Raw genomic sequence first — 23590 nt, 5'->3', positions numbered from 1 at the left:
GTGCCACTGGCTGGTGTCGGCCATGACCACCATGCTGGACACGGCTTTGTCGCCGGAGGTGGAGTACCGCCTCTCACTAGAAGACACTCTCGCCAGATGCCTGTTCGATCCGCAGTATCACTGGCACCGGCTCAACCGAACGAGTCAGAACGCCCGTCCGATTTTCGCCCACGAGCGACAGCTGCTTCAGGCGGTGCCCGAGGGCCAGGTCGACAGGCTGAACGATCAGGCGATCGCGCTGCTCGAGGAGTTCAATCGATCCAGCGCGGCGGCCCAGCTCCGGCTGGCATTGGGACGGCCGGCCGAGCCGGTGCCTGGACCGGTGATTCCAGGACCACGTCGACCGTTGAACCTGGCAGTGGCCGCGGATCGGGCGGCCTTCCTCAACAGTGAGCCGGTGCGGCTTGACCAGGCCGCGCGGCTGACCAGGGCACAGTCACCGAGCGTCCTGGTTCTCGGGAGCTACCATCCGGGCCCTGTCACGTATGTCCGCCAGCAGTTGGAATCACCACTGAATCCGCTGACAAGTGTGGAGAAGACGCTGGGCCTGAGGAACTTGGAACGCGTCTGGATCATGGTGGAACTACTGAATCGGCTGGGTTCAACGGCGTTCACGGCGCTGGGTCAGCAGCAGCGACAGTTCCCGAACCCGGTGAGTCGCCTGGAGCGGCTGGCCGAAGAGGTCGATCGAATCATCCTCATCCTGGACAACGGCACCGGCGTGAACTTCGAGTTGGGGATGATCTGCGCGCGTCCACAATGGGTGGCGAAGACCGTGGTCCTGCATGACACCACCGAACAGCTCAGCCAGATGATCGAGATCGGCGCGCTGCATCTCGACAACCTGAGAGTGCTGCCGTTCACGTCGGTTCCAAGCTTCATGGCCGCGCTCGCCTGTGTGACGGATGACGACTACCAGTGGCCGGGACCAGCTGGTGCGCTACCGACATACATCGACCGGCTGCGGTGACCGGCGATGGACACGACATCACCAGCGACCTGGTACGCGAGAGAGCCAGGCCACGACAGACGGTTCCGGGTTCGGCTTTCGCTAAGCGAATCACTCCTCCGGCCGACGACAGCCGTCACGGCGGCGCTGGCCGCCGAGATCGACCGAGTCAACCTGTATCCCGACATCGAGTGCGAGCCACTGCGCGGAACCATCGCCCTAGGGCTGGGCCTCTCCGCGGAGTCTGTCATCGTCAGCAACGGCAGCGACGAGGCGCTGCTTCTGGCGGGGCTGGCCACGGTCGGACGTGGTGATCGAGTGCTACTGCCGGAGAGAACGTACACCGGCTTCGGGTACGTCGCCGACGCGCTCGGCACCGACCCGGTGCTCAGCGAGTGCGGCCTCGGCGGGATGGACGTCGAGGACTTCCGCCGGAAGCTTCCCGGCGCGCGCCTGGCATTCGTGGCCAATCCACACAACCCGACCGGAAGGTGCCTTCCTCCGGGAGGCATCAGCGCCATCTATCGGCAGGCTCGCGATCACGGCTGCGTGCTGGTGGTGGACGAGGCTTACGCCGAGTTCGCCGGGAGCCATTTCGAGTCGGCCATGCCACTGGTCGAAGGTGGCGGCATCATCGTGACGCGGACCTTCTCCAAAGCTCACGGTCTCGCCGGCTTGCGCTGTGGATTTCTCGCGGCAGAGCCCGGACTGGCGGCCCGAGTCGCACGGACTCGACGGGCCATTCCCTTCAGTGTCAGCCGATTCGCCCTGGCCGGGGTGAAGGCCGCCCTCGACCGTCCTAACGACCTGGCCTCGGCCGTGACCCGGAACACGAGCGATCGGGCTCGGATGATGGCGGACCTGAACTCCGTTTCCATCGACCACGTCGAGTCGGACACTAATTTCCTTCTGGCCAACCTAGGGTCCACGACTCCGGCGATGGCGCTTCACCTTCACGAACACCATGGCATCACCATCCGGGACGCGGCGACGCTGGGCTATCCGCACTGGGCACGGATCGGCGTCTGCGGCCGACGCCTGTGGTCGGAGGTATTCCCGCTGCTGGCCGCCCGTCACCACTCCTGCAACGCCTAGGAGCGTCATGAACAGCGTTGACCAAGATATTGTTCACGGGCTCGAGGGGGTCATGGTCTGCGGCACCCGACTGAGTCACTACGACGGGCCGAACGGCACGTTCGTCTTGCGTGGCGGCGCCGATATTCGTGACGTCGCCGGCCGGATGTCCTTCGAAGATGTCATCGAGCATCTATGGCCGGATCCGGACGCGTCGTTCAGCAAGGGTTCGCCAGGGGTCGCACACCGTCTTCACGAGTGCAGTCAGCTCACGCCAGCCGCCGTCGACCTGCTCGCCCGCACCCCGGTCGACGGCGACGCGATCGATGTGCTGAAGGCGGCGCTGGCCGTCGACGCGTTGGAAAAGTCCAGCTCCCGTGACCTGAGCGTGAACGGCGCGTTCGAGCTGACGGCCGGGCTCGCGACGGCTGCGGCACGGCTCGCTCGCCGGCGCGCTGGTCAACCTCCCGTTGAACCGCGCCCGGGGCTGGGGTTCGCGGCCAACTTCCTGTACATGTCCACCGGAGCACCTCCTGATGACCGCCAAGTCCGCTGCCTCGAGACGTATCTGGTGGTCATGGCCGAGCATGGCCTGAACCCATCGACATTCTCGGCTTGCGTCACCGCCTCGACCGGAAGCGACTTGTGTTCGGCTGTGGTTGCCGCGATGGGGACGCTGAAGGGTCCCGCGCATGGCGGCGCAGTCGGAGAGGCGTGGGCCATGGTGAACGACGCCATGTCCGGCTCGGCAGAGCAGGTGGTCAGAGGGCGGCTGGCCGCCAACCGCCTCCTACCCGGATTCGGACATCGCGAGTACCGGGTATACGACCCTCGCGCCAAGATCTTCCGCGACCTGTGCCGCACCGAGAACCCAGCCTACTTCCGGACCGCCCAGGAGATAGAGGCGGTCGCGCTCCCACAGCTCGCCGAGCGCGGAGTCGGCCGCACGATTTCGGTGAATGTCGACTTCTACGCCGGCGGCGTCCTGGCCGCCGCTGGCATCGCCCCGGAACTCTTCACCAGTTGCTTCGCGATGGCCCGGATCGTCGGGTGGTGCGCGCACGCGCTGGAGTACGTCGACTCAGGGGGCCGCTTGATCAGCCCGACCTCGAAGTGGCTGGGCTAGCCGTGAATTCCTTCATACCCAACGCGGTCGAGGCCGACATGCTCGATATACCGACCACCTGGTGCGAGACGTGGTGCGAACGGGTGACGCCACAGCAGGAGCGCCGCCTGATTCACCAACAAGCGGAGATCGACGCGACCGGGATACATCGACCGTTCTATTCAGCGGCAACCTTCCGGTACAGCACGCCCGTGGGTGAGGAGCGGCTCCGATCGACCGTTGCCGAGTTGGTGCGGCACCACGAAGGCTTACGCCTGATCTTCCATCGCCACGGCGACCAGTGGCATGCGACGTCCGCTCCCGAACTGCCGGTCAGTTTGGTGTCCCGGATCGCCCTGTCCACCTGGTCGGGCGAGGCCCTGGATGAGGAATTCGTCCGCGCGGTAGCCCAGTTCGCTCCCGGGAGCCCGCACCACCTGGCGGTAGCCGTGGACAATTCGGGGTCGGACAGCGTCGTGACCGTCCTAGTCGATCACATGGTGGTCGATGCCTACTCGTGGTCCGTGCTCCTGGCAGACCTCGGCACCGTCTACCGCGGGGACGTCGACGGGCTCGGTCCCGCCGATACGTCGGGACGGGATGCGCTGGCCGCAGTGCGGGCAGAGTTCGACGAGGCGGAGATCCCGGAGGAATGGCAACCGCTGGTTCAGGAGATGGCGGCGGTCACGCCGATCGGCTGGATCAACTTCGCGACCACTACCGAGATGAGCGTTCCCAGGTCTGACGCAGTCCGGGTCCGCGCTTCCCTCGACATCGGGGCGGAACGGCTGAGGCAGGCGTGCCAAACGGCCCGACGCACCCAGTTCAGCCTCTTGCTGGCGGCGGTCTACGGAGCGCTGAATCGCATGTCCCCGGAGCCGGCCTACATGTACGTGTATCCGTCGTTCAGGGAGGGACTGGGTCTCGGTACGTCCATCGGCTGGCTCTCGGGCCAGGCGATACTCCTGATTCCCCGCGAACTCGACGGAGACGCACTCTGGGCGGCGGCCCATGTGGACGCCATCGTCGCGTCGGCACACCAGTGGGCGATCACCGAACTCATCAACGAGAAGGTGGACGTCAGCCGCAGATTTGCGACCCGACCGAGCCTGTCGATGGGGTTCGACCAGGGAGCGCAGGGGCTGGATCTGGGCCTCGAGATATCGGCCAACCCACCGATCCAGCGGATATCCGTGCAGACACGGGGTCGGATCGCCGTCGAATTCCTGCCGACGACAGCTGGCCTGGAGTGCACGGTCAGCTACGAACCGATCCGATTCGAACACAAACTGATCAACGAGTTCATCGTGCTCGTTCGCGAGTGTCTGCACTCCTTGATCGATGGTCGACCTCGAGCCCGCCCCTCAAGCCTTGACAGCGACAGAACCGGAAACACAGAAGGGAGAAAGGACGGACATGGCGACCACCGCCAAATCGATGATCATTCACGCGCTCGATGAGCATCGGCGCCGCACACCGGAGCGCGTCGCTGTTCTCGACGACACGCACGCGACCAGCTACGGTGAGTTGTGGGCTTCGGCCACGCGACTCGCGACGGGGCTCCGCGCGCGAGGTCTGGGGCCCGGTCACATCGTCGCCATCGCCGCAGAACGCGGCCCGGCATTCATCGCCGCCGCAGTCGCGTGCTGGTTGGCTGGCGCGGCGTACTTGCCCCTGGATCTCGCAAGTCCGACGTCCCGGCTCTTGGCAATCGTCGACGAGGCACACCCCGCGCTGGCGATGACGTCGGCCGCGACAGCGGGAATTGGCCGGCGGCTCGGTTTGGACGAACTCGGGATTGGCCCCGAGGCCGGCTCGATGGAGGAGTTCGAGCCGGACCCGGCGGCCGGCACTGGACCGGCGTACGTGATCTACACGTCCGGCAGCACCGGAAGCCCGAAAGGCGTGGTGGTCGGGCACGACTCTCTCGCGAACCTGGTCCGATGGCACAACACCACCTACGAGGTCGGGCCTGAGGATCGGGCGCTTCACACTGCGGGGCTCGGATTCGACGCGGCCGTGTGGGAGATATGGCCGTACCTCACCTCCGGAGCCACGATCGTGGTGTGCTCGGACGACAGCAGGACTGTCGCTGAGGAACTGGCGGCGAGGGCCGCAGAGACCGGCTGCACGATGGCGTTCGTGGCCACGGCGATGGCGGAGGAGCTGCTGTCTGCCGGCCTCGTTCCTCCGACGCTCAGGTTCCTCCTCACCGGCGGGGACCGGCTACGCGTGTCCGGCACTCCACCTTCGTCATGCAGGCTGGTCAACCACTACGGCCCCACCGAGGCCACGGTCGTCGCGACGTCTCATCTGGTCGCGGACGAGCCTCTCGGCAGCTTTCCGCCCATTGGATCGCCCATCCCCGGGGTAGACCTGCTGATCCTCGGCGAAGGGCTCGCGGAGGTTGCGGAGGGTGTGACAGGCGAGATTCATCTCGGCGGCACCGCGCTCGCGCTCGGATATCTGCATCGCCCGACTCTCACCGCCGAGCGGTTCGTGTCGCTACCGAAACGGGAGGGACTCTGGTATCGCACCGGGGATCTCGGGCGCAGGGTTGGCGGCGTCGTGTCCTTCATCGGCAGGGTGGACGGCGAGCAGTTGAAGGTCCGGGGCATCCGGGTGGAAGCCGCAGAGATCGAGGCGGCGCTGTTGGCGGTACCCGCGGTACGGGGCGCGGCGGTATCCGTGGTCGGCCACGGCGCCGACAGTGAGCTGGTTGCGGTGGTGGTATGTGACGAAGTGACTTCCGCCAGGGCCTTCCGGGTGGCGCTGCTGCGGAGCCTGCCCGCGAGCCTCATCCCGAACCGATTCGTCGACGTTCCCAGTCTACCGACGACGCTCAGCGGCAAGGTCGACCGCGCAGCGGTGGCGGCCATGGCCAGGAAGGGGACCCGCGATGACTAGCAGTGGCCCGGTCGCCGGTTTCTGGGAGGACCCGTATCCCGTCTATGACGACATGCACGCCGACGGGCCCGTGGTGTGGGAAGAAGTGAGCGAGGCATGGTGGGTCGTGGGGTACGACGCGGCCCGGGAAGCTTTGACGAACGACAGTCTCTCGTCGGGCTGGCTCAGCGGCGGAGCGTTCGAGAACATCGACGCGGGCATTTTGCGACACATTCGCCAATGGTTCATGTGGACAGACCCGCCGACTCATCGCGATCTCCGTGCTCCCATCACGACCAAGCTCACCGAGAAGGCGGTCCGTGAGCGTCGCGATGAGATCACCGCCACTGTCGAACGGTACTTCGCGCCGATGTACGGCGGTACCCACGACGCGATCACGACCTTCGCGACTCCCCTGGTGGCAGACCTGATCGCCAGCCTGGTCGGCTTCCCGGCCGAGAGTCGCCCCGCCATGTGCGCCTGGTCGGAGGCGGCCGCCGGGCTGCTCGCGAATCCCCGCGACGAGATGCACGTCCGGCGAGCCGAGGAGGCGCTGGCGGCCCTCGCCAATGCCGTCAGCCCGACTGCCGGGGATTCCCACACAGCGAGCCTGATGGCCTTCGCGGGGGTAGCCACCACCGGCGAGGCCATCGCGAGAATGCTCGATCTCGAGGCGGACGGGAGGCTACGCGAGACCGGGGCGAGCCCGGAGTCCATTGTCGACGAACTGCTCCGCGTTGACACACCGGTGCCACATGTCCGACGCATCGCGACGGCGGACACCGAGATCGCCGGGACCCCTGTCGCAGAAGGCCAGGCGGTCGTCATCCTGATCGCGGCGGCGAACCGGGACCCAGCCGTCTTCGAACGTCCGGACAGCTTCGACCCGATCCGGAACGGAAGCCGCCACATCTCCTACGGCCACGGACGACACCGGTGTCCTGGCGCCATCCTCTCGGACCGGATTCTCTTGGCGGTCCTCCTGCGCCTACACGCTGCGGAGCAGCCGACAAGGGACCAACCCGCGACCTGGCATCGGAACCGCGGTTACCGCGCCGTAGCCAACCTTCCCCTTACCTGGCAAGAGAAAGAACTGGATAAGACATGACAACTGGCCAGAGTGTCGAAAGCACCATCTGCGATATTTTTGCGGGCGTGCTGGGTCTCGGGACGGTCGAACCGACCGACGATTTCTTCGAGCTGGGTGGACACTCTCTCCTGGCGAGCCGGGTCGCGGCCAAGGTCCGCCAGGAGACCGGAGTACGGATCAGGCTCGTCGATTTCATCGGTCAACCGACCGCCCGGCGCATGGCTGAACTGGTCCAGCGGGCGAGCGACGACTCGACCGGAGCACGGGCCTCAGGCGGCAACGGATGACGCACGCGATCCCAGTGCCCGAATCCGCCACCACGGATGAAGCTCCACTGCTGGCAGTGGTCTACGCCGTCGGATCGGCAAGTCCGATCGAGATCCTCCGAGCGGCGCAAGGCCTCTGCACCGTGGTGTTCCTTTTCGACCGGGGCGACGTCGACGGGGAAATGGCCGCCGAGTTCTTCGAGGAGTTCGGCGGCGGACGCGACGTCACCGGTCAGTCGGCTGAGGCGGTCGCGGAGTTACTCGCGGGCCGGAATGTCGCGGGAATCACCACCTTCAGCGAGTTCAAGCTCACCTACACAGCGGCGCTGTCCACGGCCCTCCGACTGTTGTTTCACAACCCAGTGGTGGCTGAGCGACTTTCGAACAAGGCCAGTCAGCGGGGCTGCCTCGCTGCGGCTGAGGTCGACTCCGTACGGTTCCGGAAGGTGCCGTCGGCCGAAGGTGTGCCGGTCGCGTTGGATGAAGTGGGCTTCCCCGCTGTCGTGAAGCCGACCGTGGGCGCGGCCAGCAGGAACGCGTTTCGGGTCGATAGCACCCAGCACTGGAAAACGATCGCCGACGGGCACAGCCTCTCCGAGGAGCTCATCGTCGAGCAGTTCCTGGTCGGAGACACGTCGAAAGCGGGCGATGCCTGGGGCGACTACGTGTCCGTGGAGGCGGTGAGTGTCAACGGTCAACATGCGTGCTTCGCCGTGCTTGGCAAGACGCCCCTCGCCCCTCCGTTTCGAGAAAGCGGCATGTTCTATCCGTCGACGCTCGGTGTGACAGGCGATGATGAAGTGTGCCGGCTGGCGGCCAGAGCACTGGATGCGATCGGCGTGCGCAACGGCGTGACTCAGACGGAGGTGAAGCTCACATCGTCCGGGCCGCGAGTCATAGAGGTGAACGGGCGCCTGGGCGGATACGTGGCTGACATCGTCCGCCGATCCGGTGGAGAGGATCCAGTGCGTCTGGCTTTGCGGGCTGCGCTCGGCGACGGGCAGTTGGAATTCCAGCGACCGACGGCTTCAGGCGTAGCCTTCCAGATCTTTCTCCCAGCTCCCGTCGAGCGGAGTCGGATCAAAGCCGTGGCAGGGTTGGACGACCTCCGTGCTCTGGATGGCGTCGACAGCGTCTGGACAGGTGTGCGTCCCGGTGACGTGATCGACGCGGCTGACGGAACGCGCAGCTATCTCGGGATAGTTCACGGTCACGTGCCAGATCACGACGCGTTGGCAGGTCTGATCACGCTGGCACGCCAGACATTGGAGGTGGAGTTCTCACCGGCCGCCGCCACAGGTCAGCTGCCCAGTCGCGAGTAGAAGCCCATTGTTCCGTCCGATAGCTCCAGCGGCCACCGGTCCGGCCCACAGCAGGGTGGGAATTGCACCGCGCTGGAGCACTAATCCGGCACCGCGGTCCCGAGGTACCGGTCGATGGCGTCGCGGTAGTACTCCGGCCCGAAGCCCAGCTGGTCGGCGAGCCCGGCGAGCCGCCGCAGCTTCGCGATGCAGACCGTCGGCTCGGCGGGCACGTCCTCGTACTGCCTGCCGGCGGAGACGCCCAACCGGAACTCCAGGTACTCGACGATGTCGCCGACCGGCATCGCCGTGCCGGAGGCCACGTTGACGGTCTCCCCCGACGCCCCGCCGGCCAGCAGCGCGTCGACGAGGGCGACGACGTCGTCGACGTGGATGATGTCCCGCCGGGCGCCCCGCCGGACGCGCACGGACCCCCTGCGGATCTGACCGACCAGCGACGGCAGGAACTGGTGCTCCCGCTGGTCCGGGCCGACAGGGTAGGCCAGCCGCAGGATCAGGTGGTCCACTCCGGACCGTGCGATGACGGACTCCATGGCGAGCTTGTGCCGGCCGTAGGAGGACGTCGGGAACACCGGACCGTCCTCGCTGCACACGGCCAGCCGCACGCCGTACATGCCGGCCGAGGAGGTGGAGAAGTAGGCGATCCGGCGGCCCGTGCGCGCGCACCGGTCGAGGGTCTCGTACACCAGGGCGGCGTCGCGGTCGAACTCCTCCGGGGCGGCCCCGTAGCCGCTGGACACCCCGGCGGCGAACACCACGGTGTCGGGGTACAGGTGGGCGATCGACCGCAAGTTCTTCGCGAGGAACCCGCTACCGACGATCTCCATGACCCGCCCTTCCGACGACTGCTAACTGAACGCACGTGCCCGGATCTGATCTACAAGCTCGGCCTGGGCCAGCAGGTCGGCGCCGGTCCGCCGTCCGGAGCGCACCCGGTCGGCGAAGTCCGACAGGAACGCCACCGCCTGGTCTACGGGCCCGACGGTCGCCTCGTGGACACCGTCCGGTCCGTGCAGCCGCGGGACCTGGACCTCGTCCGGCGGAGGGGTGTAGGCCCTGTCGACCACCGCCCGACCGGTGTCGCCCCAGAGGTGATACGACGAACGGTAGCTGTGCTCGAAGCCGAACGACAGCTCGGCGGTCTCCCCGGACGCGGAGCGCAGCAGCACGTGTCCGCGGGTGTCCACTCCGGTCGCCGGGTCGACGCGCAGGTCGGCGCCCAGCACCTCGAACGGTCCCGGCAGGAACAGCCGCGTCGCGCGGATCGGGTAGACGCCCACGTCGAGGAGTGCCCCGCCGCCCAGGTCCGGCCGGTACCGCACGTCTGCGGCGGCCCGGGGCGGGATCCCGAACGCTGCGCTGAACACCCGCGGCTGACCGAGCCGCCCGTCGGCCAGCCAGTCCCGGACGACCCGGTGCTGGGGGTGGTGGACGAACATGAAGTTCTCCTCCAGCACCAGGTCCACCGCGCGGGCGAGCCCGACCAGCCGGGCGGTGTCGCGCGCCGACGTGGTCAGCGCCTTCTCGCCGAGGACGTGTTTGCCCGCGAGCAGGGCGCGCTCGATCCACTCCGCGTGCAGGCCCGTGGGGAGCGGCACGTACGCGACGTCGATGTCGGGGCTGGCCAGCAGTTCCTCGTAGCCCGTCGCCCGGGCCCCGAACAGGCCGGCGACCTCCTCTGCCCGGGCCGGGGTCCGGCTGGCGACGGCGCCGATCTCCAGCCCCGGGGTCCGGGCCATGGCCGGCAGCATCCTGCGGACCGCGAACGTCGAGCACCCGAGGACGCCGACCCGCACCGCGTCAGCCACCGCCGACCGCCGCGCCTCCCCAGAGGCTGTGCAGGCAGGCGATCAGCGTGCGGGCCTGCACGTTGACGTAGTGGCTGTGCTGGAGGAGTTCCACGGCCTGGTGCAGGCTGATCCACCGGTAGTCGGTCGGCGCGGGCTCGGCGTAGTCCTCGTCGACCTCGGCGATCACGTACCTGTTGGTGGCCTCGTAGAACCGGCCGCCCTCCTCCGAGAGCTGCGCGTCGAACCGGATCTGGTCGGGACGCAGCGCCCTGGCCGCGGCCAGGAACTCGGGCTCGGACTTCAGTTCCTCGTACACGGTCGGGTCGCACTGCACGGTCGGCGCGATCTCCGCCACCGTCCTGCAGCCCGGCTCGACACCCGTGTGCAGGAGCAGGTGGAGCACGCCCCGGCGGCGCTTGACGAACAGGGTGACCAGGCCGGTGCGGCGCGGCTCGAGCAACGGTTGGGTCCAGCGGCGCACCTCCCGGCTCGCCGCCTCGACCGCCACGGCCACGATCCGGAAGTGCCGGTTGTCGGGCCGCTCGATGCGGTCCTCCTTGCGGACCCAGCCGGACACGTCGACGAGCGGCGTGCGCCGGACGACCAGGTCGCGACGAGACCGCCGGTCGGTGATCCAGTTCAGGATGTCCTGTGCGGTGTGCGCGGTCACGGCGTCGGCGCGCAGTGACCGGCCGAGGGCCGCGACGAACCCGTCCCCCTCCTCCGGCTCCGGACCCGGGCCGAACGGGATGCAGGACAGCACGGTGCGCAGGTCCATGTTGACCAGGTTGTCGACGTGCAGCAGCCGCTGGATCTCGCCGACGCTGATCCAGCAGAAGTCGTCGCCGACCGGCACGTCGTCGGCCACCGCGACCACCATGTTGCGGTTCTGCTTCTGGTAGAACCAGGCGCCCTGCTCGGACTGGAGCACGTCGACGACGATCTGGGCCCGCCCCGGCTCGGTGAAGTACTCCAGGTACGGGATGCCCGATCCCTTGTGCACCTTGGTGTAGTTGCTGCGGGTCGCCTGGACCGTGGGCGACAGTTGGAGGGTGTTGCAGTTGCCCGGCTCCATCTTCGTCTGCACCAGACAGTGCATGACGCCGTCGAACTCCCGCACCAGGATCCCCAGGATGCCGACCTCCGGCTGGTGGATGATGGGTTGCGACCAGCTCAGCACCGGTCCGTAGTCGGTCTGCACGGACAGGCCCTCGATGGTGAAGAACTTCCCGCTGTCGTGCCCGAGGTTGCCGGTGTCGGGGTCGAAGGACCAGCCGTCCATCTCGTCGAACGCGATCCGGTCGACCCGGAACGTGTGTGCCGCCTGACGGCGCTGTAGCCAACGCTCCCAGTCGTCCTCTCCGACGACCGAGTGCACCCGGGCCGACGCCGTGAGCTTGTCGATCAGCTGCGTGTGCTCCATGACACCGATCGTGGTGACACGTCCTCGAAGTCGGCTTGAGTACCGCTAGCCGCCCGGCGATCGGCCCCCGAACAGAAAGACGCCGCTCGCATGGCTGCGCGCGGCGTGCTGTCCGGAGCGAACTCAGGTGGGAAGTATCCGCCACCGTCCCAGTTCCGACGGGACGATGCGACGGGTCGGTTGGGGGGTCTCGGGTTCGACGCTGACGTGCTGTTCGGGTACTGTCCGCCGGTCCCGGGGTCGGGGCACGGCCGCGCTGGACTGCTCCTGGAGGAACCTGTCGAGGACCATCTGGCCGGGGTGGGAGCGTTCCTCCAGCGCCGGATCCGAGGACAACATCGCGTGCTGGAGTCGTTGGATCTGCTGGGACGGCTCCAGGCCCAGGTCCTGGACCAGGCTGGCGCGGAGTCGTTGGAACACCCCGAGCGCCTCGGTACGCCGGCCGGAGCGGTGCAGGGCCAGCATGTACTGGGCGTTGAGGTTCTCGTGCAGGGGATACTCGGCGGTCAACGCCGTCAACTCGCTGAGGATCTCCAGGTGCCTCCCGAGCCGCAGGTCCGCCTCGATCCGTTGTTGGAGGGCCGTCAACCGGCCCTCGTGCAGGCGGAGGATCTCCACTTCGAGCAGTGGTCCGGCCTGGACGTCGACGAGGGCCGGGCCGCGCCACAGGGACAGCGCGTCCCGCAGCGCCAGCGACGCCGCGCCGGCGTCCCCGGTGGCGAGCCGTTGGCGACCCTCCACGCTCAGCCGCTCGAACTCGTGCAGGTCGAGGCTGCCGCGATCGACCCGGAACTGGTAGCCGCCGTTGCGGGTGACGAGGACATTCCCCGCCACCTCATCGGCGTCCACCCCGAGGGACTCGCGCAGGACCCTGCGGATCTGCAGGATGTACGTCTGGAGCGTGGTGGCCGAACTCAGCGGTGGCGAGTCCTCCCACAGCTCCTTGACCAGGGAACTGACCGGAACGACACGGTTCGCCTGTACTAGTAGGAGTGCGAGGACCTTTCGTGGCTTCGGTGCCGTGATCCGTACCTCGCTGTCACCGCGGGACACCATGAGTGGTCCCAGAATGCCGATATCCATTGCCTCCCCCGACGCCATGTGACACACGTAGTGCGCTTGCGGGAATCCATCTCCGACGTGATTCCCCTACAGAATCCACCTCCGAAATCAGCATTCGAGTCGCATGTAAGAGAATGATCAATGGTGCTCCGGCAGACTGTATCCGGAGCACCATCGCGTCGCAAGAGAAAGATTCTCGCCTTCTAGTTTCGTGACGAAACCTTCAGCGCGCACTCACCGTCCGTCAGCGCCCGGGGCGCCAGGGGTACCACCTGGCCCCCGACCCGCACGGAGCGTAATAGTTCATCTCATCCTTCTCGAGCACAATTCGAGGGCCCCTCAAGTCACCATCATCACGGCGATGGAAGATATCTCATACTTTGTCCCGTTTTCGACATGACAACGATATCCATCACTCTCACACATATCTAAATCCATGAATCGCATGGGTTCACATATTCGAATTACCTGTTCTAGCAATCAATTCCGGAATCCCCTACTCACAGCGGCGATCCAGCGGTCCTCCAGCCCGGCTCAAGAATGCGTGCGCACGATGGGCGCCGTTCTCCCGGCGGCGTCGCGTCGCCGAAATCCATGACCAAGGAGGCCTCATGGCCGATGACCGCACGCCTGTCACCCGACAGGCCCTGCTGGACATGATGGTGACCGTGCGTAAGACCCACATCCTGCGCGCGGGCGTCGAGTTGGGCGTGTTCGACATCCTGGCCTCGGGGACGAGCACCGCCGAGGCCGTGGCGGGGAAGCTGGGCACCGATCCGCGGGCCACCCGGGTCCTGCTCAACGCCCTGGCCGCGATCGGCCTGCTCGACGCCACCGACGGGGGCTACCTGCTGGCCCCCGGCGCCGACACCCTGCTCGTCGCCGACAGCCCCGAGTACTACGGCCACGCGTTCCGACTCGCGGCCAGCGACTACGAGTGGGACGCGCTGCGCCACCTGCCCGAGGCCGTCCGCACCGGCGGCACCGTCGTCGACGACAACGCCGAGAGCCCCGATTTCGGGTACTGGCTGGACTTCGCCGTCGCGGGCACCGGCAACACCCAGCCCATGGCCGACCTCATCGCCGAGGAGGTCACCACCTGGGCGGCCGGCCGCGACACCCTGGACGTCCTCGACGTCGCCTGCGGGCACGGCCTGTACGGCTTCACCATCGCCCAGCGCGATCCCCGCGCCCGGGTGTGGTCGCTGGACTGGCCCAACGTCCTGTCCATCACCGCGGCCAACGCCGAACGGCTCGGGGTCACCGACCGGTCGGCGCAGATCCCCGGGGACATGTTCACCGCGCCGCTGGGCGGCCCGTACGACGTGATCGCCGTGACCAACGTGCTGCACCACTTCTCGCACGAGCGCGCCGTGGAACTGCTGGCCCGGATGCGGGGCGCGCTCAAGCCCGACGGCCGCCTCGTCACCGTGGCCATCACCCACGCCGGGGGCCCGCCGGCCGAGGACCCCGTACCTCACCTGTTCGCGGTACTGATGCTCGCCTGGACGCACTCCGGCGAGGTGACCTCCGCCGAGGAGGTCGCCGAGATCGTCGCCGAGGCCGGGTTCGACACCCCCAGCCAGCACAGCCTGCCGCACATCCCGCTGCGCACCTTCATCGCCGACCGGAGGAACGAATCGTGACCACCACCGCCCCCAGCTCCGACACCGTCGCCGCGGCCCAGCGCATCGTCTCGATCAACAACGCGTACTTCCGCTCCAAGGCCCTGCACAGTGCCGTGGAACTCGGGCTGTTCGCGCTGCTGGCCGACGCGCCGCGCACCGTGGCCGAGATCTGCGAGCAGCTGAAGCTGTCGGCTCCCCTGGCGACCGACTTCCTCGACGCCCTCGTCGGGCTGGAGCTGCTGGACCGCGACGGGGGCCGCTACGCCAACTCCGCCGACGCCGACGCGCTCCTCGTGCCGGGCCGGCCCGGCTACCTCGGTGGCAGCGTCCTACAGCACTCCACCCTGCACTACCACTCGTGGGCCCGGCTCACCGACGCGCTGCGCAGCGGCGACGCCCAGTCCGGTACCACCGTCACGGGACGGCACGGTTTCGCCAAGCACTACGAGGACCCGGACCGGGCCCGGCGGCTGATGGACCACATGGACAGCTTCACCACCTTCGTCGCCCCCCAGATCGCCGCCACCCTGGACTGGGGCCCGTACCGGACGTTCGTCGACCTCGGCGGAGCCCGGGGCAACCTCGCCGCGCGGCTGGTCCAGGCCCAGCCGCACCTGCGGGGCACGGTGTTCGACCTGCCTGCCCTGCGGGAGCTGTTCGACGAGCACATGGCCGGGCTCGAAACCGCCGACAGCGTGTCCTTCCACCCGGGCGATTTCTTCAGCGACCCTCTGCCGTCCGCCGACGTCGTTATCATCGGCCACATCCTGCACGACTGGCCCGTGGCGGCCCGGATGGAGCTGGTCCGCCGCGCTTACGAGGCCCTGCCCGCAGGTGGCGTGCTGGCGGTCTACGACGCGATGCTCGACGACAGCCGCGCCGAGCCGGGCACCCTGCTGCAGAGCCTGAACTGCGGCATGATCCGCGACGGCGGCGGCGAGTACACCGTCACGGAGGCCGGCCGCTACGCCGAGGCCGCCGGGTTCACCGTGCGGCAGGTGACCCCGCTGCGGACGATCACCCGCGACCGGGTCCTCGTCGCGGTCAAGCCCGGCTAGCCATGCGGGTACTCTTCGTGACGGCCGCCTGGCCGTCCCACTACACGTTCATGGTGCCGCTGGCCTGGGCCTGGCACAGCGCCGGCCACGAGGTCCGCGTCTGCGCCCAGCCCGCGGTCACGCCGTCGGTCCTCGCCTCCGGCCTGGCCGCGGTCACCACGGGACCGGACCTCGACTTCGCCGCCCTGCACCGGTCCGAGGTGGCCGGCGACGCCGACCGGCAGTACCGGGCCAAGGACTCGATCGTGCGGATGTTCCACCAGGTCGCGGACCTGATGGTCGACGACGTGGTGGCGTTCGCGCGGTCGTGGCGGCCGGACCTGATCATCCGGGACCCGGTGGCGTTCGCGGCCTCGGTGGCCGCTGAGGCGATCGGGGTACCGCTGATCCGGCACGCCTGGGGCCCCGACATCTTCGGGACGGACCAGGGGGCCTGGCTCGCCCACCAGATGCGCGACCGGCTCGCCCCGGCGTACGCACGCCACGGGGCGGCGGTGCCCGAGGCGTTCGACGCGCTGGTCGTGGATCCGACGCCGGCGAGCGTGCGGCTGGTGTCCCCGCAGCGGTGCGTGCCCGTCCGGTACGTGCCGTACAACGGGCCCGGGACCGTCCCACCCTGGGCACTGACCGCCGGGCCCCGGCCACGGGTACTGGTCACCGGCGGCACCTCCAACTCCACCGCCGCTGACGATCAGGCCATGTTCACCCTCCCGACCGTCATCGGGGCGCTCGGCGACCTCGACGTCGAGGTGGTCGTCGCGGTCACGGCGGCCGACCGGGCGCTGCTCGGCGACGTGCCGGACGGGGTCCGGGTCGTGCGGGACCTGCCCCTGCACACCCTGCTGCCGACCTGCTCGGCGGTGGTGCACCACGGCGGGGCGTCCACCTGGATGACCGCGGCCTACGAGGGCGTGCCGCAGGTCGCGGTCCCGCAACTGTTCGACCAGCAGCTCAACACCCGGCTGCTGGCGAGGGCCGGCGTGGGCTACCCGATCGAGACCGGGACCGCCACGGCGGCCACGGTCCGGACCGGGGTGACCGAGGTGCTGCGCGAGGACTCCTACCGGGTCGCCGCGGCACGACTGCGCGAGGAGATCCTCGCCGAACCGACGCCCACCGAGGTGGTACACCAGCTCACCCGGTGGCGTTAGCCCACGCGGAAGCGGCGGACGGGGCGACACCCCGTCCGCCGCATCACACTGTGGTCAGGCGTTCTCGCGGTGGAAGGTCCGCGTGCCGACGAACACGCAGACCACCGACAGCAGGGCCGCCGCCACGAACGCCTCCGCGACCGTGCGGGTGGCGTAGTGGCCGGCGAACACCTCGCGGACGCCGTCGACGACGTACCGCAGCGGGTTGAACCGCGACGCGACGTCCAGCCACGTCGGTGCGAGCTGCATCGGCAGCAGGATGCCCGACAGCAGCATCAGCGGCAACGCGCCCAGCGTCACCAGCGGCGCGAACTGGTCCTCGGACTTGAGGATCACGCCCAGCGCCAACGACAGCGAGGACAGCCCGGCACCGAGCAGGAGGAGCACCGCCAGTCCGATCAGGAGCCCGACCGGCGAGGCGCGCAGTCCCAGGGCGAAGCCGACCGCCGTGACCATCGCGATCTGGATCGCCAGCACGGTCAGGTCGCGCAGGACCCTGCCGAGCAGCAGCGCCAGCCGGCTGACCGGAGTGACCCGCATCCGCTCGATCACGCCGGCCCGCAGGTCGGAGATGATGCCGAAGCCGGCGAAGCCGGGACCGAACAGGGCCAGGTAGACGAGCACGCCGGGCACGAACGTCTGCCACGGATTGGCGCCGTCGAGCCCCGGCGTCCGGCTGACCTTGATCAGCATCGGACCGAACAGGAGCAGGTAGATCAGTGGTTGGACCACGCCCATCACGATGCCGATCTTCGTACGCAGCGTGTGGCGCAACTGGACCCGGTACAACAGGACGATCTCGCGCAAGGTTGTCATGGTTTCTCCTCCGCTAGGCCGCGATCGGGGTTTCTTCGGTCAGAGCCAGGAACACGTCGTCCAGCGTCGGCCGCTCGACACGGATCGACAGCACCTCGATGTCCGCGCGGTCCAGGGCGCGGACCGTGGTCGTGACGGCCTTGTCCCCCCGGTCGGTACCGAACCGGAGCACCGCGCCGTCGACGGTCAGGTCACGCACCGCCGCCTCCTCGCGCAGCGCGCGGCCGGCGACCTCGACGTCGCCGGAGATCTCGACGATCACCACGTCGTCGGACACCCGCTGCTTCAGCGTCTCCGGGCTGTCCTCGGCGATGATGCGACCCGCGTCCATGATCAGGACCCGGTCGCAGAGCGCGTCGGCCTCGTCGAGGTAGTGAGTGCTCAGGAACACCGTCGTGCCGTGCTCGTCGCGGAGCCTGCGGATGTAGGACCACAGGTGGCTGCGGCTGGTCGGGTCCAGCCCGGCGCTCGGCTCGTCGAGGAACACCAGCTCCGGCCCGTGCACCAGACCGAGTGCGATGTCGAGCCGGCGGCGCTGCCCACCGGACAGCGTGCCGACGACCCGGTCGCGCAGCTCCGCCAGGTCCAGGATCGCGATCACCTCGTCGACGCGCCGGGCGACCTCGGCGCGGCCCAGTCCGTACAGCCGGGCCTGCAGTTCGATCTCCTCGTGCACGATGTAGCCCGGGTTGGCTCCGCCGCCCTGGGAGACGTAGCCGATCCGGCGCCGCACGCCGACCGGGTCGGTCGCCAGGTCGCAGCCGGCGACCACCGCGGAGCCGGATGTCGGCTTGAGCAGGGTGGTCAGCATGCGCATGGTCGTGGTCTTGCCGGCGCCGTTGGGCCCGAGGAAGCCCACGATCTCGCCGGCGTCGACGGTGAAGTCCACGGAGCGAACCGCGTCGACGACGCCGTGCTTGGTGGTGAACCGCCGGCTCAGTCCGGCGGCTTCGATCAGTCTCATGACGTCTCCCCATCGGTTTCGGTGTGCAGCTCGTCCAGCGCCCGGTCGAGCTCGTCCAGCCAGGTGAGTTCCGCTTCCATCTGCATCTGCCGGCGGCGGAACATCGCGGCGTCCAGCGCGCCGATGTGGCCGGCGGCCAGGAGCCGGTCGCATTCGGCGGCCAGCGCGTCGCGGGTGTCCGACAGCATCTGGCGGCGCTTGCCGAGCAGCGCGGCGAGCTCGCGTGGGTCCGCGTCCCGCCCGAACAACAGCGCCACGCCGAACGCGTCCGGGCCGACCTGCAGGTCACAGATGGCCTGCTGGCGCAGCCGGCCCAGCTCGGTCAGGCCCGGGGCCGCGATCTCGTACACGGTGCGCGCCGGTCGACGGCCGATCTGCTCGGTGGCCACGACGGCGAGCAGTCCCTCGTCCTCCATCGACCGGAGTTCGCGGTACAGCGCCCCGATGCTCACCCCGCCCCAGTTGCTGACGTTCGTGTCCTCCGCGTCGCGGCGCAGTTGGTGTCCGTGCTGCGGACCGGTGCGCGAGAGCAGGCTCAGCACCATCAAGCGCGTTAGGTTCATGAGATTAGTATCGTGAGAGTATTCTCGTGTGTCAAGGATGCCTCGCCGAACCCATTGGAGACGCAGATGTCTGTTTCATCCCCCAACGGTGCGATCGACGTCGTCGGCGCCCGCACCCACAACCTGCGCGCGGTGAACGTGCGCCTGCCGCACGGCCAGGTGATCGCGTTCACCGGCGTCAGCGGCAGCGGCAAGACGTCGCTGGCCATCGACACGCTGCACGCGGAGGCGCAGCTGCGCTACCTGGAGGGGCTGTCGCCCTTCGTCCGGCAGTTCATCACGCCCAAGGACCGGCCCAGGGTCGACCGGATCACCGGGCTCGGCGTCACCCTGGCGGTGGACCAGCGCCGGCTCAACCGCAGCCCCCAGTCGACCGTGGCCACGCTGACCGGGCTCGACGACTACCTGCGGCTGCTCTACTCCCGACTGCCCGGCCTGTCCGCCGACGCCGGCGCCGAGCTGCGGATGCTGTCGACCTCGCACTTCGACCGGTACAGCGCGGAAGGCAGCTGCCGCGTCTGCCACGGCAACGGCGGCACCGCGTGCCCTGATCCCGACAAGGTGATCACCCAGCCCGAGCTGCCGTTGTTCGGGGGGGCGTCGACGTGGTTCGCCCGTGCGAACAGCCCCGAGCACGACGTGCTGCCGCAGCTGGCCGACCAGTGGGACGTCGACCTGGCCCAGCCGTGGCGGGACCTGCCCGCGCGGTTCCGCGAGACGGTGCTGCACGGCACGGGCGACACGCCGGTCGCCACCACCACCGTCACCCGGACCCGGCGGTCCAGCGCCGAGATCACCATCGAACGCAACGAACCGCTGCGGGGAGCGCTCGCCGAGGTGGAGCGCCTGTACCGGAGCGCGGGGACGGAGTCGGCCAAGGACCGCTACGCCGTGTACATGGCGGTCCTCGTGTGCGTCGAGTGCGGCGGCAGCGGGTACGCCCGGCTGGCCCGGACCACGACGCTGGCCGGTGTGACGTACCCGGAGATCGTCACCAGCGACATCGACGACCTGGCCGCGTGGGCCACGACCCTGCCCGACACGCTCAATCCCGCACAGCGCGAGGTCGCCGACATGGTCACGGCGGACCTCACCGGCCGGCTGTCGCTGCTGTCCCGGCTCGGCCTCGGTCACCTGCAGATCAACCGGACCGCCCCGTCGCTGTCCGGCGGGGAACTGCAGCGCACCCGCACGGCGGCGCAGCTCAGTACCGCGCTCACCGGTGTGATCTTCGTTCTGGACGAGCCGACCGCCGGCCTGCACCCCGCCGACAAGCAGCCGCTGCGCGAGATCATCGCGGCGTTGCGCGACAGCGGGAACACGGTGCTGCTCGTCGAGCACGACCCGGACCTCATCGAGGCCTGCGACTGGGTCGTCGACATCGGGCCGGGCGCCGGACGGCACGGCGGCCGGCTGGTCGTCGCCGGGACGCCGGCCCAGGTCGCCGCGACGCCGGAGTCGGTGACCGGCCGCTATCTGGGCCACGACGGTCCCCGGATCCGCCGCACCGGCCGGGCGGTGGGCGGCTCCTGGATCACGCTCTCCGACGTCGACGTGCACAACGTGCGGCTGCCGGAGCTGCGCGTGCCGCTGGGCGTCCTCACCTGCCTGACCGGGGTGAGCGGCAGCGGCAAGAGCAGCCTGCTGCACGGCGCGCTGGGCGCGGGGCTGCGGGCCGTCCTCGACGGCGACCTGCCCACCACGGTCGGGCGGGTCACCGGCGCCGAGCGCCTGACCTGGATCCACACCGTCGACCAGCAGCCCATCGGGCGCACGCCGCGGTCGAATCCGGCCACGTACACGAAGGCGTTCGACGCGATCCGAAAGCTGTTCGCGGGCACCGGGCAGGCTGCCCGCCGCGGCCTGACCGCCTCGTCGTTCTCCTTCAACTCCCCCGATGGACGGTGCGAGGTGTGCACCGGCTACGGCCGGCGACTCGTCGAGATGCACTTCCTGCCGGACGTGTGGGTCACCTGCGAGACGTGCCAGGGCCGGCAGTTCACCGCGCCGGTGCTGGAGGTCGCCTACAAGGGACTGGCCGTCGACGAGGTGCTCGCGCTGACCGTGGAGGAGGCGATCGGGGTGTTCACCGAGCCACCGGCGCTGGTGGCGACCCTGGACGCGCTGCGAAGGGTCGGGCTCGGCTACCTGACGCTCGGCCAGAGCGCGTCGGAGCTGTCCGGCGGCGAGGCGCAGCGGCTCAAGCTCGCGACGGCGATCCTGTATGGCACCAAGAGTCGGGGTCCGGGCCTGGTGATCCTCGACGAGCCGATCACCGGCCTGCACCCGGACAACGTGCAGACCATCGTGGACGCGTTCGACCTGCTGATCCGACGCGGCCACACCGTGGTCATCGCCGAGCACGACCTGCACGTCGCGGCGATCAGCGACTGGATCATCGACATGGGTCCCGGCGCGGGCGTCGACGGCGGCCGGGTGGTGGCGCAGGGCACGCCGAGGGAGGTGTCGGCGGCCGGCGGGCTGACGGCGACGTACCTGGAGCCGCTGGTCGTGCGGTGACGGACGTGGCGGGCGGCCCACGGCCGCCCGCCACGCCGGACCGGTCACAAGGCCGGGGGGATCCTCGCGGCCAGTCCGTCCAGCAGGCACTCGAGCCCGAGGTCGAAGCTCGCCTCGGATGTGGGGTGCGGCGCGCCGGCGGCCAGGAAGCGGCCGTAGGTCGGATACAGCCCGCACGACACGGCGTGCGCGAACACCGGGCCGAGCAGGTCGTGGAAGTCGAGTTCGGTGTACTCGCCGATCCACTCCTTCTGCGCCTCCAGCTCGGTCCACGCGAGGGCGCCGGAGCCGAACACCGAACCGATCACCAGGCCGGCGTAGCAGTCGACCGTCGCGGCGTCCAGGCCGTGGCCGTCGAGGGCGGCGAACGCGAACTCGATGTGCCGCAGCGCGTTCGGGCCGAGCAGCGGCCGGGTCTGCACCAGGACGGCGAGCCACGGGTGCCGGCCCAGCGTCTCGCGGGTCGCGACCGCCAGTGCCCGCAGGTCCGTGCGCCAGTCTCCGCTCGCCGCCGGCAGCGCGATCTCGCCGAACGCCGTGTCGACCAGCAGGTCCACCACGTCGACCGGCATCTCCACCTGCCGGTCCATGCCGGGAGCCCGGTCACCCAGCGCCGCCGCCACCCGGGCCACGGTGACGGCCCCCGGCCCCTCGGCGTCGGCCAGGCCCACCACGATGGCGGCCAGGTCCGCCCGGGTCACCGGGTACGTGGGGTCCGGCTCGGGCTCCGGCCTGCTCCACAGGAAGCTGATGTGCTCAGCCACCGGCCACCTCCCGCAACCGTTCGGCCACCTCGGCGGGCGACGGCTGTTCGTGGATCTCGGCACGCAACGCCCCGGCGCCCGCGTCGCACGCCCCGTCGAGGAGCTTGCCGAGCACCGCCGCCAGGGTGTCGGGGTCGGCGTCGGACACGGGTACCTGCAGCGCCGCCCCGGTGCCGACGAGGGCTCCGGCGTCCTTGACCTGCTCGGGCAGGTACGGCAGGGCCAGCTGGGGCACCCCGTAGTACGCCGCCGTCAGCTGGGTCGTCGAGCCGCCCTGGTGCACGATGGCCCGGCAGGACGGCATGAGCAGGTGCAACGGCAGCCGCTCGAGCACCCGGACCCGGTCGGCCACCGGGACCTGGTCGCGTTCGCCGGCGTTGACCGCGACCACGACCTCCACGTCGAAGTCGAGCAGTGCGCGGACGACCGCCGGCACCAGGCTCGCCTCCCTGCCGGCGGTGCCCGCCGTCGACGTGCCCCAGGTGACGCACACCCGGGGCCGGTCCGGCGGCTCGGTGAGCCACGACGGGCTGACCCCGGGCCCGTTGTAGGGCACCCAGCGCATCTGGATCCGGTTGGCCGGCGGGGGCTGCATGCTCGGCGGGCACGGGTCGACCGTGAGGACGGCCGGGTCGCCGGTGACCGACAGTCCGTAGCGCTCGTAGGGCTCGTAGAAGCCGGGCAGCTGGCCGAGCACCTGTTCCCCGACGGTGGAGCCGAGAATGTCCGGCGCCCACAGGTGCCGGACGCCCGGCACGCCGGTGACGTGCGCCGCCACCAGGCCGCTGGGCGACATGGTGTCGGCGATGACGAGATCGGGTCGCCAGGCGCGGGCGAGGTCCACGATGTCCCCGACGTTGCCGAGGGTCGCCTCGCGCCACGCGTCGAAGACCTGGGACAGGTCGGGGTCGTCCATGTCGCCCGGGGCGGGGCGGCCCCGCATCTCGATGGCCAGGATGCGCCGGCGGATGGCCAGGTAGTCCACGTCGTCGCCGGTGGGGACCGCGACGAGTCCCGCCTGGGTGACGGTGGGCGCCATGGACGGCTGGCAGGCCACCCGGACCTCGTGGCCGGCCGCGCGCATGGCCCAGGCGAGCGGGATGACGGCGAAGATGTGCGTCGGCCAGGCCGAGGCGGTGAACAGGACACGCATGCCGGT

21 protein-coding genes are annotated in these 23590 nt (G+C 69.3%); 12 read left to right on the top strand and 9 right to left on the bottom strand.

The annotated features are described in order from the left end of the window. Positions 1 to 22: 22 nt before the first annotated feature. From IW245_RS02080 to IW245_RS02045, 8 genes are read left to right on the top strand one after another with little or no spacing between them, the layout of a single operon-like run. Positions 23 to 970, top strand: coding sequence for a hypothetical protein (locus tag IW245_RS02080; protein ID WP_197001496.1), 948 nt, complete (start codon positions 23 to 25; stop codon positions 968 to 970). Positions 971 to 976: 6 nt separating this feature from the next. After that, positions 977 to 2044, top strand: a complete 1068-nt coding sequence (locus tag IW245_RS02075) for a pyridoxal phosphate-dependent aminotransferase (protein WP_197001495.1) — start codon at positions 977 to 979, stop codon at positions 2042 to 2044. 7 nt (positions 2045 to 2051) lie between these two features. Then, a complete protein-coding gene (locus IW245_RS02070) occupies positions 2052 to 3149 on the top strand; it encodes a citrate/2-methylcitrate synthase (protein WP_197001494.1) in 1098 nt (365 codons plus the stop codon). Positions 3150 to 3151: 2 nt separating this feature from the next. Then, positions 3152 to 4588, top strand: a complete 1437-nt coding sequence (locus IW245_RS02065; RefSeq protein WP_197001493.1) for a condensation domain-containing protein — start codon at positions 3152 to 3154, stop codon at positions 4586 to 4588. Beyond that, on the top strand, positions 4545 to 6035 hold the full coding sequence (locus tag IW245_RS02060; RefSeq protein ID WP_197001492.1) for an amino acid adenylation domain-containing protein: 1491 nt from the start codon (positions 4545 to 4547) through the stop codon (positions 6033 to 6035). Before IW245_RS02065 ends, IW245_RS02060 begins: the two co-directional genes overlap by 44 nt. Further along, positions 6028 to 7122, top strand: coding sequence for a cytochrome P450 (locus tag IW245_RS02055; protein ID WP_197001491.1), 1095 nt, complete (start codon positions 6028 to 6030; stop codon positions 7120 to 7122). The genes IW245_RS02060 and IW245_RS02055 overlap by 8 nt, the downstream gene beginning before the upstream one ends. Beyond that, positions 7119 to 7391 carry a phosphopantetheine-binding protein gene (locus IW245_RS02050; protein ID WP_197001490.1) on the top strand — a complete coding sequence of 91 codons (273 nt, stop codon included), beginning with the start codon at positions 7119 to 7121 and terminating at the stop codon, positions 7389 to 7391. Before IW245_RS02055 ends, IW245_RS02050 begins: the two co-directional genes overlap by 4 nt. After that, positions 7388 to 8692, top strand: a complete 1305-nt coding sequence (locus IW245_RS02045) for an ATP-grasp domain-containing protein (RefSeq protein WP_197001489.1) — start codon at positions 7388 to 7390, stop codon at positions 8690 to 8692. The genes IW245_RS02050 and IW245_RS02045 overlap by 4 nt, the downstream gene beginning before the upstream one ends. An 80-nt stretch (positions 8693 to 8772) precedes the next feature. On the opposite strand, the gene IW245_RS02040 is transcribed toward IW245_RS02045, so the two are convergent. From IW245_RS02040 to IW245_RS02025, 4 genes are all read right to left on the bottom strand, one after another. Further along, positions 8773 to 9519, bottom strand: a complete 747-nt coding sequence (locus IW245_RS02040) for an NAD-dependent epimerase/dehydratase family protein (RefSeq protein ID WP_197001488.1) — start codon at positions 9517 to 9519, stop codon at positions 8773 to 8775. Positions 9520 to 9540: 21 nt separating this feature from the next. Further along, a complete protein-coding gene (locus IW245_RS02035) occupies positions 9541 to 10500 on the bottom strand; it encodes a Gfo/Idh/MocA family protein (protein WP_197001487.1) in 960 nt (319 codons plus the stop codon). Then, a complete protein-coding gene (locus IW245_RS02030; RefSeq protein WP_197001486.1) occupies positions 10493 to 11905 on the bottom strand; it encodes an NDP-hexose 2,3-dehydratase family protein in 1413 nt (470 codons plus the stop codon). Before IW245_RS02030 ends, IW245_RS02035 begins: the two co-directional genes overlap by 8 nt. A 123-nt stretch (positions 11906 to 12028) precedes the next feature. Next, positions 12029 to 12961, bottom strand: coding sequence for an AfsR/SARP family transcriptional regulator (locus IW245_RS02025; protein ID WP_197001485.1), 933 nt, complete (start codon positions 12959 to 12961; stop codon positions 12029 to 12031). A gap of 617 nt (positions 12962 to 13578) precedes the next feature. On the opposite strand from IW245_RS02025, the gene IW245_RS02020 reads away from it, so the two are divergent. From IW245_RS02020 to IW245_RS02010, 3 genes are read left to right on the top strand one after another with little or no spacing between them, the layout of a single operon-like run. Next, a complete protein-coding gene (locus tag IW245_RS02020) occupies positions 13579 to 14613 on the top strand; it encodes a methyltransferase (protein WP_197001484.1) in 1035 nt (344 codons plus the stop codon). After that, positions 14610 to 15653, top strand: coding sequence for a methyltransferase (locus IW245_RS41990; RefSeq protein WP_197001483.1), 1044 nt, complete (start codon positions 14610 to 14612; stop codon positions 15651 to 15653). The genes IW245_RS02020 and IW245_RS41990 overlap by 4 nt, the downstream gene beginning before the upstream one ends. 2 nt (positions 15654 to 15655) lie before the next feature. Further along, positions 15656 to 16804, top strand: a complete 1149-nt coding sequence (locus tag IW245_RS02010) for a nucleotide disphospho-sugar-binding domain-containing protein (protein WP_197001482.1) — start codon at positions 15656 to 15658, stop codon at positions 16802 to 16804. Positions 16805 to 16858: 54 nt separating this feature from the next. Here the strand turns inward: IW245_RS02010 and IW245_RS02005 are convergent, their stop codons facing one another. The 3 genes from IW245_RS02005 to IW245_RS01995 are packed head-to-tail and all read right to left on the bottom strand — an operon-like array spanning position 16859 to position 19147. Continuing rightward, the gene (locus tag IW245_RS02005) at positions 16859 to 17620 is read right to left on the bottom strand and encodes an ABC transporter permease (protein ID WP_197001481.1); all 762 of its coding nucleotides are present in this window, start codon (positions 17618 to 17620) and stop codon (positions 16859 to 16861) included. Positions 17621 to 17633: 13 nt separating this feature from the next. Next, positions 17634 to 18578, bottom strand: coding sequence for an ATP-binding cassette domain-containing protein (locus IW245_RS02000; RefSeq protein ID WP_197008278.1), 945 nt, complete (start codon positions 18576 to 18578; stop codon positions 17634 to 17636). 2 nt (positions 18579 to 18580) lie between these two features. Further along, the gene (locus tag IW245_RS01995) at positions 18581 to 19147 is read right to left on the bottom strand and encodes a PadR family transcriptional regulator (RefSeq protein ID WP_197001480.1); all 567 of its coding nucleotides are present in this window, start codon (positions 19145 to 19147) and stop codon (positions 18581 to 18583) included. Positions 19148 to 19213: 66 nt separating this feature from the next. Here IW245_RS01995 and IW245_RS01990 point away from each other — a divergent pair, with 66 nt between their 5' ends. Next, the gene (locus IW245_RS01990; protein ID WP_197001479.1) at positions 19214 to 21667 is read left to right on the top strand and encodes an excinuclease ABC subunit UvrA; all 2454 of its coding nucleotides are present in this window, start codon (positions 19214 to 19216) and stop codon (positions 21665 to 21667) included. A 44-nt stretch (positions 21668 to 21711) separates the two neighbouring features. On the opposite strand, the gene IW245_RS01985 is transcribed toward IW245_RS01990, so the two are convergent. Both IW245_RS01985 and IW245_RS01980 read right to left on the bottom strand, forming a co-directional pair. Further along, a complete protein-coding gene (locus tag IW245_RS01985; RefSeq protein ID WP_197001478.1) occupies positions 21712 to 22431 on the bottom strand; it encodes a TetR/AcrR family transcriptional regulator C-terminal domain-containing protein in 720 nt (239 codons plus the stop codon). Next, positions 22424 to 23584, bottom strand: coding sequence for a nucleotide disphospho-sugar-binding domain-containing protein (locus IW245_RS01980; RefSeq protein ID WP_197001477.1), 1161 nt, complete (start codon positions 23582 to 23584; stop codon positions 22424 to 22426). Before IW245_RS01980 ends, IW245_RS01985 begins: the two co-directional genes overlap by 8 nt. Positions 23585 to 23590: the final 6 nt, after the last annotated feature.

Source organism: Longispora fulva, from assembly GCF_015751905.1.
In the GTDB taxonomy this organism is placed as follows: domain Bacteria; phylum Actinomycetota; class Actinomycetes; order Mycobacteriales; family Micromonosporaceae; genus Longispora; species Longispora fulva.
Note: the sequence above shows the minus strand (reverse complement) of the source record. Positions and strands in the feature narration are given on the sequence as shown.

What these genes read in the sequence shown, in the direction of transcription:
- IW245_RS02080 (WP_197001496.1), top strand. Translation starts at nt 23, where the DNA reads ATGACCACCATGCTGGACACGGCTTTGTCGCCGGAGGTGGAGTACCGC.
- IW245_RS02075 (WP_197001495.1), top strand. Translation starts at nt 977, where the DNA reads ATGGACACGACATCACCAGCGACCTGGTACGCGAGAGAGCCAGGCCAC.
- IW245_RS02070 (WP_197001494.1), top strand. Translation starts at nt 2,052, where the DNA reads ATGAACAGCGTTGACCAAGATATTGTTCACGGGCTCGAGGGGGTCATG.
- IW245_RS02060 (WP_197001492.1), top strand. Translation starts at nt 4,545, where the DNA reads ATGGCGACCACCGCCAAATCGATGATCATTCACGCGCTCGATGAGCAT.
- IW245_RS02055 (WP_197001491.1), top strand. Translation starts at nt 6,028, where the DNA reads ATGACTAGCAGTGGCCCGGTCGCCGGTTTCTGGGAGGACCCGTATCCC.
- IW245_RS02050 (WP_197001490.1), top strand. Translation starts at nt 7,119, where the DNA reads ATGACAACTGGCCAGAGTGTCGAAAGCACCATCTGCGATATTTTTGCG.
- IW245_RS02045 (WP_197001489.1), top strand. Translation starts at nt 7,388, where the DNA reads ATGACGCACGCGATCCCAGTGCCCGAATCCGCCACCACGGATGAAGCT.
- IW245_RS02040 (WP_197001488.1), bottom strand. Translation starts at nt 9,519, where the DNA reads ATGGAGATCGTCGGTAGCGGGTTCCTCGCGAAGAACTTGCGGTCGATC.
- IW245_RS02030 (WP_197001486.1), bottom strand. Translation starts at nt 11,905, where the DNA reads ATGGAGCACACGCAGCTGATCGACAAGCTCACGGCGTCGGCCCGGGTG.
- IW245_RS02025 (WP_197001485.1), bottom strand. Translation starts at nt 12,961, where the DNA reads ATGGTGTCCCGCGGTGACAGCGAGGTACGGATCACGGCACCGAAGCCA.
- IW245_RS02020 (WP_197001484.1), top strand. Translation starts at nt 13,579, where the DNA reads ATGGCCGATGACCGCACGCCTGTCACCCGACAGGCCCTGCTGGACATG.
- IW245_RS02010 (WP_197001482.1), top strand. Translation starts at nt 15,656, where the DNA reads ATGCGGGTACTCTTCGTGACGGCCGCCTGGCCGTCCCACTACACGTTC.
- IW245_RS02005 (WP_197001481.1), bottom strand. Translation starts at nt 17,620, where the DNA reads ATGACAACCTTGCGCGAGATCGTCCTGTTGTACCGGGTCCAGTTGCGC.
- IW245_RS01995 (WP_197001480.1), bottom strand. Translation starts at nt 19,147, where the DNA reads ATGAACCTAACGCGCTTGATGGTGCTGAGCCTGCTCTCGCGCACCGGT.
- IW245_RS01990 (WP_197001479.1), top strand. Translation starts at nt 19,214, where the DNA reads ATGTCTGTTTCATCCCCCAACGGTGCGATCGACGTCGTCGGCGCCCGC.
- IW245_RS01980 (WP_197001477.1), bottom strand. Translation starts at nt 23,584, where the DNA reads ATGCGTGTCCTGTTCACCGCCTCGGCCTGGCCGACGCACATCTTCGCC.